Below are 11,467 nucleotides of genomic sequence, written 5' to 3' on the forward strand. Positions count from 1 at the left end.
CACCCCACCCCGGCCCGACGCACCCAGCGCGACGCTGGTTGGACCGACGAAGCCCAGACCGACCCGCCGGAAAACCACCTAAATCACCGGTATTGGCTCTAGATGATCGATTCCAAGGGCTGGTGGTCGTAGCGATTCCGGACCGGAGGGGTGGCGCGGCCCCATAGGCTGAGCTCCCGTCCGTACTGTCTGGGGGAGTAATGACCAGTAGGTTCACCGAGTTGGTTGTCGACTGCCACGATCCGGAGCGGCTCGCGGCCTTCTGGTGCGCGGTCCTGGGCTTCAAGGTGATCGACCGGAGCGATGGCAAGGTCGAGATCGGTTCCTGGGAGCCGACCGTCGAGGAGGTCCGGGCCCGCCAGATGCCGCCCACCCTGCTCTTCATCCAGGTGCCCGAGGGCAAGACCGTGAAGAACCGGCTCCACCTGGACGTCAGCCCGATCGACGGCAGTACCGACGACGAGGTGGCCAGGCTGCTTGGCCTTGGCGCCGCCAAGGTGGACGTGGGCCAGGACCCTGGCCAGAGTTGGGTGGTCATGGCCGACCCTGAGGGCAACGAGTTCGACGTCGTGCGCTCCCTGGCACCGTCCAACTAGATGATCACTCCCGAGGGTTGGTGGTCGTAGGCGGTCAGTGAGCGCAGGACGGGCTGTCCGCTCCGGTCGTTGTGCCAGATGGCGGTGGTCAGCGTGAGGATGCGCTGCATGATGCGGGCGACGACGCCGGCGAGTGTGCGGCCGTGGTGCTGTTCGAGGTTGAGATGGCCCTTGAAGGTCTCGTTGACCGACTCGATGACCTGTCGCAGTGGTTTGAACAGCTCGGCTCCGGGCCGCTTCGTGCTCCCTCGCCTCATGCGCGCAGCCGATCCCTTGGAATCGATCATCTAGCGCTGTCAGTGCCCGTTGATAACGCGCTTCGTCCAGCCGTGGAGTTCATGAAGGGGCGAGGTACGTGCGGAATGTGGCATGCCATCAGGTCAGCGAGCAGCGGTTGGCCGAGGCGCTCGACGACATTGACGGGCGGGCCTACACGCGGTGGCACTCGCTGCGGTACGGCAGCATCTCGCCGACGCTGATCCGGGCCATGGCGGACGAACTGCTCGACCATGTCGCCGCGCGAACGGTGACGGAGCCGGGGCTCGACGCTGCGGCCGGCACGGTCGCCGTCACCGCCGCGGAGTGTGTGCACGGGGTGCTGAGCATCATGTGCTTCCCGAGCGGGGACCAGGAACTCCGGTTCCCGCTCGTCGGGGAGCGGATCAGCACGGACCCGGACGACGACGAGTTCGGGGACGGGCCCATCACCTTCCGGGACGTCGTCAAGGAGGCGCCCACCGCGCGGACTTGGCTCGACATGTTTGAGATGTGTGTCGTCAGCGGGCATGTGTGGGACTGGGAGCGGGTCACCGGGCTGCTGCTGCGCGGCGACTACGCGCCCGCCATCCGTGACGGCGTGCCCTACAACCGGTACACCTCCGTCTCCGAGCCCGCCGACCTCGCCGCCATGGACGCCCTGTGCCCCTATCTCACCGAGGCGTCCGGGCATCTGCCCCGCGACTGGCCTACGGTTCCGCTGCGCAAGCCGGACGCCGGGGAGCGCACGGAGGCCGCCCGGCGGCTCGACGAGGTCGGCGACGCGCTGAGCGCGGACCAGCGGCTGCTCCGCGTACTCCTCGACGACGACCAGCACGCCTTCGAGGACGCCCTCGTCGCCCGGCTGGTCGCGTACCGGGAGAGCGTCGAGGCCGATGCCGGTGATCCCGCGCCCCGGTCCCTCCTCCCCCTCGGCACCCTCGCCCTGGCCTGCCTCGCCGTCCAGGTCCATGGGTGGGAACTCGGTGTCCGGTCCGGGTATCTGCCGTACGGTCTGCTGGGATCGCCGGACGCGCCGCGCCGGGCGGCGGAGGGGAACCGGAACAATTTGGGCTGCTGGGCCGCCAAATAGGCCACCCCGGGGTGCGGAAGTGGGTCTGGCCCGACATCCGGGACAGCGTCGTGGAGACGGACGCGTCCCCACCGAGGCAGCGCGTACGTCTGTGCGATAGCCAAGGACGGAAGACCACCCTGCCCCACGTCGGCGAACGCCATCTACCGGATCTCCACGCCCTGCGACCCCGGTAGCCCCGACGGCGTCGAGCCTCAGTCCGTGAGTCGACGGGCCGGCGTCGCGTGCCTCAGCCGGGCGCGGCCAGCGGCGCGAGGAGGCTGTCGACGACGCGGCGGACCTTCGCGGTCGCCGTGTCGTCGCCTAGGCGCATTGCGGTGTTCGCGGCGGTGAGCACGGCGTCGATCTGGAACGCTGTGAGGTCGGCATCGAGGCCGGCACTCGTCCCCGCATCATCGACGGCGTGTCGCAGCTCGGCGGCGATGCGGTCGCGCCAGGCTCGTTGCTGGCCAGCCAACATGTCCCGCACCGGGCCCGGCCGGCTGTCGAACTCGGGCAGGTTTGCCGCCCAGAAGCAGCCGCCCGGGAACAGCGGCTGCTCGGCGTAGGCGAGCCAGTGCTCGACCAGGGCGCGTAGCCGCTCGGCGCCCTGGGGTCGGGCCAGCGCGGGGCGGATCACGGCCTCCTCGAAGGCCTCGCGCGCCGCCTCGATCACGGCCAGTTGGAGCTTCTCCTTCGTGGCGAAGAGCGTCTGGACGCTGCTCTTGCCCACGTTCAGATCCGTCGCGAGCCGACCGAAGCTGAGCCCGTCGAGCCCCTCCAACGACGCCGTGTCGACGGCGTGCCGCACGATCGTCCGTCGCGACCGCAGACCTCGAAGCAGGCGCCCGTCCTGCACATCCTCGCTCACCGTCCTCATTGTGCCACCCCCCTTGCGAAACACATACGTACGACCGTACGTTTTCTGCGTGAACACCCATCAGATGTTCGAGCTCGCCCAGGCACTGGCGCACGCCAAGAGCCGTCAGGACCTGCCCGCGGCGCTCCGGCTCCTGCACCAGGACGTACTGCTGGAGTCGCCACCCTTCGGCACCAAGGCCCGCGGCCTGCCCGACAATGAGAAGGCGCTGGCACGCTTCTTCGCGTCCTTCCCCGACTACGAGGTCACCCTCGACGGGCACGCCGGCAACGACGACACCCTGGCCTGCTGGGGAACGGCACGCATGACCATGACCGGTGACCGGTTCGGCGCGACGCCCAACGGCAGGCGCGCCGAACTGCCGGTGTTCCTCCAGTTCACCTTCGCTGACGGCCTGATCGCCGGCGAGCGGTTTTTCCTCGACCTCGCGGAGCTGTGCGCCCAGTCGGGCGTCTCCACCGACCAGGTTCGGCACACCCTGCTGGGAGGCAGCGCATGACCCCTGACCCCCGCACGAAGTCCTTCGGCGAGATCACCACGTGCCACCTGTTCGACCTCGTCATCGACCTGAGCCCCCGACTGGACTTCGGCACCGGCCCGCTCGGCCGCAGAACCCTCTTCGGTGACACGGGAGGCACCTTCCACGGACCGCGCCTGCACGGCGACGTGCTCCCTATCGGCGGCGACTGGGCACTGTTCCGCCCCGACGGGACGATGTCGCTGGACGTGCGCCTCACCCTGCGCACCCACGACGGCGCCCTGGTGTACATGACCTACGGCGGCCGCTGGGTCACCCCGCCCGAACTGCGGGCCGACATCGCCGATCCGGCCAAGAGGTACGACATCGACCCGGCCCGGTACTACTTCCGCACCAACCCGCTCTTCGAGACCGGATCGCAGGAGTACGCATGGCTGAACGACATCGTCTGCGTCGGAGCGGGTTACCTCATCGAAGGCGGGATCGCCTACAAGGTCGCCCAGGTCGAATGAGCGCCGAAGGCCGAAGGACTGTCAGGACGATCCGCTTCGGTTCGGTTGAGACGGGACAGCTGTCGCGCCTAAATGGTCTGGTTGGTAGGAGCATAGGTGGGGCTTTGCCAATCGAGCGCCGTGTGCCACCGTAGGACGGCATGAGCGGTGATCGCGAGAGGGATGCGGCGCTGGCGCGAGCGGTGCAGTTGCGAGAACAGGGCCAGGCTGGGCAGGCCCGGAAGCAACTGGTGGAGCTGGCCGAGCGGGATCCCGAGGATGCCGACCCGTCCCTCACTGTCAGCGAGGCCAAGAGCGCCGCCGGATGCAGCTGCCAGGACAGCGACGCCGGTCTTATCACTACGCGGTGGAACATGCCGGTGTTCGCCCTGAGCAGGCCATGCTGGTGGCTGTCCACCCGTGGGACGTCGACGGCGCCCAGCGGGCGGGGCTGGCCGGTGCCTGGCTCCGACGCGGGCGCACCGCCTACCCGCGCTCGCTGACCGATCCTTCCCTCGCCGTGGAGGACCTCGCGGAACTCGCGCGTCTCATCGGCTGACTTGCGTGGCGACCATCGCCACGTAGGCGGTACAGGTCGCTGCGCTGGTCGCCGTCGGCATCCATTCGCAGCACCATGCCCGAGCGGCTGCGCCCGGGTGCGGAGCTTGTCAGCAGCAATGCGGTAGTGGCTCGCCTCGCGCGACAAGTCACAGTCCTGGTGAGGGGAACCAGACCCGCCGTTGCCTATCCCCGGCTGGGGCAGGCTACGTGTTCGGATCCGACCCATACTCGAGGCCATGACCGCGAAATCGCCCCTCGGTGACTTCCTGCACACTCGGCGCTCCCAGTTGCGTCCGGAGGATGTCGGGGTGCCCACCTACGGAGAGCGCCGGCGTGTGCCGGGGCTTCGGCGCGAGGAGTTGGCCCTGCTGGCGGGGGTGAGCGCCTCGTACTACACGCGGCTGGAGCAGGGGCAGTCGCTGAGTGCCTCACCCGAGGTGCTGGACGCGATCGCCGGGGCGCTGCGGCTGAACGAATCGGAGCGGCAGTACCTGCTCGACTTGGCTCGTGCGGGCAGGCAGCGGACGCGGGCGCGGCGGCCGGTGCCGGAGCGGGTGTCGGAGCCGACGCGTCAGTTGCTGGATGTGTTGGGGGACGCTCCGGCGATCGTGCTGGGCCGGCGTAGCGACGTGCTGGCGTGGAACCGGCTGGGCCACGCGCTGTTCGCCGGGCATGTGGATCCGGGTGCCCCGGATGTGCCGGGGGAACGTCCGAACATGGCGAGGCTGCTGTTTCTGGACCCGCATCTGCGGGAGCTGTACGGGGACTGGCCGAGCAAGGCCAAGGCGGCGGTCGGGGCGTTGCGGCTGACGGCGGGCCGGCATCCGGAGGACGCGGCGCTGCACGCGCTGGTGGGTGAGTTGTCCGCCAAGAGCGGGGAGTTCGCCGCGATGTGGGCGGACCACCGGATCAAGCCGTGCTCGGTGGCCCCGTACGAGATGCGTCATCCGCTGGTCGGGTCGCTGACCGTCACGCAGCAGACTCTGAGCTACGGGCCGGGCCCCGTGGTCGTGGTCGCCACCACGGAGCCGGACTCGTCCTCGCGGGCGGCGCTGACCCTGCTCGCCCAGGCCATTGCGCGGTCCGGATTCTCCACCGATCCGGCACGGACACGGTCCCGCGTCGGCCAGGGCTGAGCGGCACGAGAACACATCGCACGACGGCGCGGCCAACGGCGGCCCGCTGCGGTTCCGCGGGGCGACGCCGCCCCTCGGCGTGAATCCACCCACCTATCACCCCCACATGCGACGGCGTGTCGCCGCCGCATGCCCGACAACGCCCTGAAACAGGAAGAAAAACATGTCCAAGAAGCTCCTCGGGTCCGTCGTGGCGGCGGGCATCCTGGTCGCGGCCGCTGTCTCGGCGCTCGCTCCCGCCACGGCCTCGGCCGTCTCCGCACCGCTGAGCAACGCGCGGATCGCCGAGCACTTCGACCTGGCCGCGGGCCGGACGCCGGAGAACATCGCCATGGCACCGAACGGCAGCGCGTACGTCACCTTCGCCGCAGGCCGTCAGGTCGCCGAGATCTCCCGCAGAGGTGCCGTGCGGATCCTGGCCACCCTGCCCGAACCCGCCGACGACGGTGTCCACACCCCGGTCCTGGGTTTCCCGCTGACCGTCGGCATCACCCGCGCCCAGGACGGCACGCTGTACTTCCTGTACGCCACCGGCACCGCCGACCTGACCGGCGTGTGGAGGCTGACCCCCGGCGGCCAACCGCAGCGGATCGCCGCATTGCCCCCGAACGGCCTGCCCAACGGCCTGGCACTGGACCCGCGCACCGGCACCCTCTACATCACCGACTCCGTGCTCGGCACCATCTGGACCGTCCCCACCACCGGGGGCACCCCGACCGCCTGGTCCACCGCCTCCGAGCTGGCCTCCACCGGCTTCCTCGGCGCCAACGGCCTGAAGATCCACAACAAGGCGATCTGGGCCACCAACCTCGACAAGGGCACCGTCCTGCGCATCCCCATCCTCCCGGGCGGGCGCGCCGGCAAAGTCCGGACCGAGGCCACCGGACTGACGGGGATCGACGACTTCGCCTTCACCGGTCACGGCGACCAGCTGCTGGCCGCGCTCAACGGCCCGAACGAGGTCGCGCTCGTCCAGCCCGACGGCAGCCACTCCATCGTCCTGACCGCGGCCGACGGCCTGTCGAACCCGACCTCCATCGCCCTGCGCGGCGACACCGTCTACGTCCTGAGCGCGGCCTACATCACCGCCCAGGACCCGAACCTCCTCATCGCCCACCTGAACGACTAGGGAGCGGCGACCCCGCAGCCCCTGAAACTCCCAAGTACCGCACCGTAGGAGAAACAGATGCAGGATGTACACGAGATCGTCCTGGGCGACGTCACCGTCGCCCGGGTCGAGGAGATGCACGGCCCGATCATGCCCGCGGACCAGTTCTTCCCCGACCTGCCCGAACAGGCATGGAAGGACCACCGCGACACGCTCGTACCCGACCATCTGGGCGCCGAAGACGCCATGGTGATCACCGCCATGCAGACCTGGGTGGTGCGCAGCGCCGGCAGGACGATCCTGATCGACACCGGCGTCGGCAACGACAAGACCCGTCCGGTCGCCGAGTCCTGGGACCACCTCTCCCTGGACTACCTCGGCAACCTGGCCCGTGCGGGCGTGCGGCCCGAGGACGTGGACCTGGTGATCAACACCCACCTGCACCTCGACCACATCGGCTGGAACACGCGGCTGGTCGACGGTGACTGGGTCCCCGCCTTCCCGAACGCCACCTACCTGATGCCCAAAGTGGACGTCGACTACTGGAACCCCGCCAACAACCCGAACATCGTCGGCGGCATCAACGAGAACGCCTTCGAGGACAGCATCGCCCCCGTGCTCGCCGCGGGCCAGGTCCAGCTGTGGGAGACAAGCCACGCGATCGACGCGAACCTGCGCCTGGAAACGGCCCCCGGCCACACCCCCGGTGCCTCCGTCGTCATGCTGGCCTCCGGCGGCGACCGGGCACTGTTCGCCGGCGACATCATGCACACCCCGCTGCAGGTCACCCACCCCGACCACAGCAGCTGCTTCGACCTCGACCCGGACCAGTCCCGTACGACCCGCCTCCGGTTGCTCGGCTGGGCCGCTGACAACAACGCCCTCATGCTGCCTGCCCACTTCAGCGGCCACAGCGCCCTGGAGGTCGTGAACACGGGCAGCGGCTTCGCGATCAAGCAGTGGGGGCCGCTTCCCCGGTACTGACCTCGGATTGCCGGCCTGCACCTGCTCCATGAGCGCCAGCAGGCATCCGAGGAATGGGCCTGGCACGACCCTGCTTAGGGCGGCGTAGAGCCCGCCCGGTACACGGTACGGGTGCAGGCTTCCGCCCACGTGAAGCTGCTGCCCGGCACCGTCGGCTCCGTCATCTTGCCTGGCCGGGGTGGCGGCGGAGCCCAAGTGGGACGGATCCCGCGCCCAGCTCGCCGTGTACACGGGCGGGCGGGTGCTGCTGTGCTCCAGGGCACGAACATGACGGCATCGTTCCCCGAGATCCGGGCGGCGACCCTCGCACAGCTGCAGGCGGACACTGGGCTGGACGGCGTTATGTGACCTGTACGGGTGTCTCAGCCCCGGGGTGTCTCAGGCCGCGCACCTGCGTAGACGAGACGCTTCGCCGCCGATGGTTCGGGTGGCCGAAGGAGGAAAAAGGGCCGCGCGGCCATCGGCGCGGCCCCGATAACCTGCGCGGATGGAGCGGATTCAGCGGGCCGCTGGCGCGGTCGTCGGCTCAGCGGTGGGTGACGCCCTGGGCGGCCCCTTCGAGTTTGGTCCCCAGGGAGCATTCTCCGCGCGGTTTCCCGAGCCTGGTGCCGGTGGCGAGATGTGCGGAGGCGGTGGCTGGGACCCCGGCGAGGCCACGGACGACACACAGATGGCCGTGCTGGTCGCGGAGTCGCTGCTGGAGCGGGGCGGACTGGATCTGCCGGACATCTTCGCCCGCTTCCAGCGGTGGGCAGCATCAGAACCGAAGGACATCGGCTTGCAGACCGAAGACGTCCTGACCAACGGCATGCCCTGGGACCTCGCCGCCGCGATCCATTTCCAGGTCAACCAACGAGCGGCAGGAAACGGCTCCTTGATGCGGGCGTCGACCTCTGCGGTCTACTTCGCGGCCGTCGGCCAAGAAGCCACCATGGACGCGGCCCGCCGCATCGCTGCCCTCACCCACGGTGACCGCGCGGCCTGGGAAGGCACCGCGATCTTCCACGAACTCATCCGCGTCACGCTTAAGGACACCGACCCCCTCACCGCGCTCCCGGACATCCTGGCTCTTGTCCACTCCGACCATCGCGACCGCTACGCCACCGTCCTCTCGCCCGACTGGCACCCCGATCAGGCAACCGAGTTCAACGGTGCCGTCTGGCCCTGCCTGGGCTCAGCCGTCTGGGCCCTGCGCACCACCACCAGCTTCGAAGACGCGATACGCGCGGCGATCGACCTCGGCGGCGACACGGACACCGTCGCCGCGGTGACCGGAGGCCTCGCGGGGGCGCACTACGGGCTGGATGCAATCCCCGACCACTGGACCAAGCCGCTCCATGTACCCCTCCCAGGATTCAACGGACGAGTGCTGCACCTGGCAGATCTGCTCCACCTTGCACACCGCCTCCAAGAGGGCCGTTGATGAGACGGGTCTGGTAGGTCACATAAACGGCGAGCTTGTGGTGTGGGAGCAAGACCGGATGGCGTTCGAGCGGCTTCAGCGGCGCCTCGCCCGGCGCGGAGCCGGCGCCGCGTCGGGCGGCGCTGAAGTGGCCGGCCTGCTACGTGGTCGTCGACCTGGTCCATGCAGGCGACCTGCCGCCTGCACTACGTCGGCCGAAGCACTACGCTCCCCCAGGCCACCGGCCGCCACCTAGCCGACCCGCTGGCCCTGTCGGCGGGCGCGCACCCATGGGAGGGATGGACATTCTCGGCGAGCTGGGGAACACAGCGCACGCTCGAGGTCCACCTGGTGCCGCCCGAGGTGGTGATGGAGGTGGCCGTCGACGTCGCCCGGGAAAGCGGCGGGCGGTGGCGGCACCCGGCCCGCCCGCACCGTGTCCGCACGGACGCCGATGTACCGCAGGTAACCGCTGTTCGGCGAGGACGCCGCCTCATCATGAGCCTTCTGCGCGGTACTACGGACCAGATGCCTCTTGCAGTCGCCACTGACAGCGTTGGCCTGCCGGCAGCTGGGGAAGCAAAAAAGCGTGGGTTGAGGTAGTTGGTTGGGTGATCGACAAATACGTCTGCCTGCACCGCTTCCACAAGAACTGATCCCCGATGGTCTGCTGACCACTGGTTGCCCACCCGGCTAAGGTTCGGCCATGTCCAACGATGCGCCCGATCCCTTCAAGGAAGTCATGACGCGAGAGTCTCTCGCCGCCATGATCTACAGCCTCTGCGACGACTTTCACCGACGGGGCGAGGAGTGGGAGAACCGCACGGTAGAGGACTACCTCGGTGCGCTCGCCGCGTGGATCAAGGATTCGCCTGGTTCGTACCGGTACCTCGGCGAAGAGATGCCGCCGGAAGGCGACTGGACGTTTTTTGCGCGGGCGCTCAGCGCGGCCGTCGTCTACGAGTAGCCGACGGGCCATCATCGGCGCTCCCAGCCAGGGAGAGCAGCGCTTGTCAAGACGACCTGCGGCGGCTGACACCAACAAGCGCGAACAGCGACGGCTGAAGCCGGACCTCAGTGGTGTCAGCGGCCGGTCTTTCTGCGCAGCGAGTATGGCTGTGAGCTGGGGTTGTGCAGATGGACTGGTTGGCGGACCGCGCTTGATCGCCCAACGAAGCTGAGTAGACGGGTAACTGAGCGTGTGTTGGGCCTGCGGTTTTCCCGCTGGGGAGGCTGGTTGCGCAGGTTCACTGGATACTGCGCAGTTTCAGTGGTCGGCGACACGGACGGCCCGCCGGGCCGGTTGCATGGGACTGCGTGTGATCCAGTTTCGATCTGCCCTTCATAATGAAGCATCGCTTGACCGTGGTTCTTGTGCAGTCGCGGTTGGCGGGCAGGAGTCGGGGAAGCATGATGGGATCACATCCCCGCACGAGTCATCTTGAGGAGGTTGGAGTGACCACCTTCGTCATCACGATCCCGGGTACGTTCACCACTGACAAGGCGGCCGGCGCGCATGCTGCGCTGGAGCGGGGACTGTCTTCCCGGCATACCAGGGCGAGTGAGAGTGAGGGTCTTGAGCTGCTCACGGTGAACGAGGACCGTACATTCTCTGTGCGGATCGAGGTTGATGCAGAGGACAGGTATGAGGCTGAATTGGATGCCGTGGAGTTCCTGTCCACGAGCCTGAAGGATGCAGGTGTCCCGGAAGGGGAGGCTCCTCTCGGTCCGCCCGCGGTGACCGGCATCGACAGCGACGCCTGACCCTTACAGGCATCGCTCAAAACGACCTGAGAAGGGGCCTGCTGTGGGCTTCAGCCCGTCCATATACAAGTTTGTCGAAGGTAGTGACATGCCTGTTCCTTTGGACATGGATGTCGTGCGGGAGGTCCTCGGTCCTTACGGAGTTGGTGACCCGAGTCTCACGGTGATGGACGACGGGCGGCTGCAGTACTGGGTTCGGGCCGCGGATGGAAGTGAGGCCGAGATCTTCGTGGACGAAGCCAGCATCTTGGTGGAGCGTCCGCACTCTGGCCCTGGTGTGTTCGCGGTCGTGGCCGAACTGGCCTCACGGCTGGGGGCGGCGGTCTTGAAACCGAACAACGGGGTGCTCTTCTGCAGTAGTGAGGCGTATGCGCGTCTTCCCATGGACTTGCAGACAGACGCCGTGGCGATCGAGATGACGGGTGAGGCCTTGAGGGCTGCTCTGATCGGATGACAGCACCTCCGCCTGCTGCCGGTGCGGCCCGTAGGGCCTGATTGCGGGGGAGCGGAGCGGACCCGCAATTCCTCGGTCTGGAGCGCAGCGGAAGACCGGGTGGGAGCAGAGCTCCCGCTGCTCCGGGAGCGCAGCGAACGGAGCGTCAGTCTGCTTGCGCAGCAAGCAGACTGCGTGGCACGCGCAGCGTGCCACCAGCGCTCACGCGGAGCGTGAGCGCAACACCCTCGCGCAGCGAGGGTGTTCGCTTGCATCGCGCGCAGCGCGATGGGACCCGCTCCGCGGG

General features: G+C 68.5%; 13 protein-coding genes and 1 pseudogene. 12 read left to right on the forward strand and 2 right to left on the reverse strand.

The features are described from left to right. The first annotated feature begins 200 nt into the window (after positions 1-200). Complete coding sequence (locus tag ACFY01_RS46450; RefSeq protein WP_390741837.1) at positions 201-596, forward strand: VOC family protein; 396 nt, start codon at positions 201-203, stop codon at positions 594-596. On the opposite strand, the pseudogene ACFY01_RS46455 reads toward ACFY01_RS46450, so the two are convergent. Next, a pseudogene (locus ACFY01_RS46455) lies at positions 593-850 on the reverse strand (IS982 family transposase); the annotation flags it as partial. The gene ACFY01_RS46450 and the pseudogene ACFY01_RS46455 overlap by 4 nt on opposite strands. Before the next feature lie 101 nt (positions 851-951). Between ACFY01_RS46455 and ACFY01_RS46460 the strand changes: the two are divergent. Next, complete coding sequence (locus ACFY01_RS46460; RefSeq protein ID WP_390741838.1) at positions 952-1,944, forward strand: immunity 49 family protein; 993 nt, start codon at positions 952-954, stop codon at positions 1,942-1,944. A 229-nt stretch (positions 1,945-2,173) separates the two neighbouring features. Here the strand turns inward: ACFY01_RS46460 and ACFY01_RS46465 are convergent, their stop codons facing one another. Then, the gene (locus ACFY01_RS46465; RefSeq protein WP_390741839.1) at positions 2,174-2,803 is read right to left on the reverse strand and encodes a TetR family transcriptional regulator C-terminal domain-containing protein; all 630 of its coding nucleotides are present in this window, start codon (positions 2,801-2,803) and stop codon (positions 2,174-2,176) included. A 49-nt stretch (positions 2,804-2,852) separates the two neighbouring features. Here ACFY01_RS46465 and ACFY01_RS46470 point away from each other — a divergent pair, with 49 nt between their 5' ends. From ACFY01_RS46470 to ACFY01_RS46515, 10 genes are all read left to right on the forward strand, one after another. Beyond that, the gene (locus ACFY01_RS46470) at positions 2,853-3,302 is read left to right on the forward strand and encodes an ester cyclase (RefSeq protein ID WP_390741840.1); all 450 of its coding nucleotides are present in this window, start codon (positions 2,853-2,855) and stop codon (positions 3,300-3,302) included. Then, on the forward strand, positions 3,299-3,793 hold the full coding sequence (locus ACFY01_RS46475) for a DUF3237 domain-containing protein (protein ID WP_388799083.1): 495 nt from the start codon (positions 3,299-3,301) through the stop codon (positions 3,791-3,793). Before ACFY01_RS46470 ends, ACFY01_RS46475 begins: the two co-directional genes overlap by 4 nt. A 385-nt stretch (positions 3,794-4,178) precedes the next feature. Next, the gene (locus tag ACFY01_RS46480; protein WP_390741841.1) at positions 4,179-4,331 is read left to right on the forward strand and encodes a hypothetical protein; all 153 of its coding nucleotides are present in this window, start codon (positions 4,179-4,181) and stop codon (positions 4,329-4,331) included. A 238-nt stretch (positions 4,332-4,569) separates the two neighbouring features. Beyond that, on the forward strand, positions 4,570-5,469 hold the full coding sequence (locus ACFY01_RS46485; protein WP_390741842.1) for a helix-turn-helix domain-containing protein: 900 nt from the start codon (positions 4,570-4,572) through the stop codon (positions 5,467-5,469). Between the two features lie 163 nt (positions 5,470-5,632). After that, positions 5,633-6,598, forward strand: a complete 966-nt coding sequence (locus tag ACFY01_RS46490) for a hypothetical protein (RefSeq protein WP_390741843.1) — start codon at positions 5,633-5,635, stop codon at positions 6,596-6,598. Positions 6,599-6,655: 57 nt separating this feature from the next. Next, the gene (locus tag ACFY01_RS46495; protein WP_390741844.1) at positions 6,656-7,561 is read left to right on the forward strand and encodes an MBL fold metallo-hydrolase; all 906 of its coding nucleotides are present in this window, start codon (positions 6,656-6,658) and stop codon (positions 7,559-7,561) included. Between the two features lie 487 nt (positions 7,562-8,048). Continuing rightward, the gene (locus ACFY01_RS46500) at positions 8,049-8,984 is read left to right on the forward strand and encodes an ADP-ribosylglycohydrolase family protein (RefSeq protein ID WP_390741845.1); all 936 of its coding nucleotides are present in this window, start codon (positions 8,049-8,051) and stop codon (positions 8,982-8,984) included. Between the two features lie 685 nt (positions 8,985-9,669). Beyond that, positions 9,670-9,930, forward strand: a complete 261-nt coding sequence (locus tag ACFY01_RS46505; RefSeq protein ID WP_390741846.1) for a hypothetical protein — start codon at positions 9,670-9,672, stop codon at positions 9,928-9,930. A 488-nt stretch (positions 9,931-10,418) separates the two neighbouring features. Beyond that, positions 10,419-10,727 carry a hypothetical protein gene (locus ACFY01_RS46510; RefSeq protein WP_390741847.1) on the forward strand — a complete coding sequence of 103 codons (309 nt, stop codon included), beginning with the start codon at positions 10,419-10,421 and terminating at the stop codon, positions 10,725-10,727. Between the two features lie 88 nt (positions 10,728-10,815). Beyond that, entirely contained in the window at positions 10,816-11,181 is a 366-nt protein-coding gene (locus tag ACFY01_RS46515; protein WP_390741848.1) for a hypothetical protein, read from the forward strand. The last annotated feature ends 286 nt before the right edge of the window (positions 11,182-11,467 follow it).

It is taken from the genome of Streptomyces sp. NPDC001480, assembly GCF_042894725.1.
Taxonomy (GTDB): domain Bacteria; phylum Actinomycetota; class Actinomycetes; order Streptomycetales; family Streptomycetaceae; genus Streptomyces.

Excerpts from the sequence above, each read along its gene's own strand:
- ACFY01_RS46505 (WP_390741846.1), top strand. The coding sequence starts at position 9,670 with ATGTCCAACGATGCGCCCGATCCCTTCAAGGAAGTCATGACGCGAGAG.
- ACFY01_RS46475 (WP_388799083.1), top strand. The coding sequence starts at position 3,299 with ATGACCCCTGACCCCCGCACGAAGTCCTTCGGCGAGATCACCACGTGC.
- ACFY01_RS46485 (WP_390741842.1), top strand. The coding sequence starts at position 4,570 with ATGACCGCGAAATCGCCCCTCGGTGACTTCCTGCACACTCGGCGCTCC.
- ACFY01_RS46495 (WP_390741844.1), top strand. The coding sequence starts at position 6,656 with ATGCAGGATGTACACGAGATCGTCCTGGGCGACGTCACCGTCGCCCGG.
- ACFY01_RS46500 (WP_390741845.1), top strand. The coding sequence starts at position 8,049 with ATGGAGCGGATTCAGCGGGCCGCTGGCGCGGTCGTCGGCTCAGCGGTG.
- ACFY01_RS46465 (WP_390741839.1), bottom strand. The coding sequence starts at position 2,803 with ATGAGGACGGTGAGCGAGGATGTGCAGGACGGGCGCCTGCTTCGAGGT.
- ACFY01_RS46450 (WP_390741837.1), top strand. The coding sequence starts at position 201 with ATGACCAGTAGGTTCACCGAGTTGGTTGTCGACTGCCACGATCCGGAG.
- ACFY01_RS46515 (WP_390741848.1), top strand. The coding sequence starts at position 10,816 with ATGCCTGTTCCTTTGGACATGGATGTCGTGCGGGAGGTCCTCGGTCCT.
- ACFY01_RS46490 (WP_390741843.1), top strand. The coding sequence starts at position 5,633 with ATGTCCAAGAAGCTCCTCGGGTCCGTCGTGGCGGCGGGCATCCTGGTC.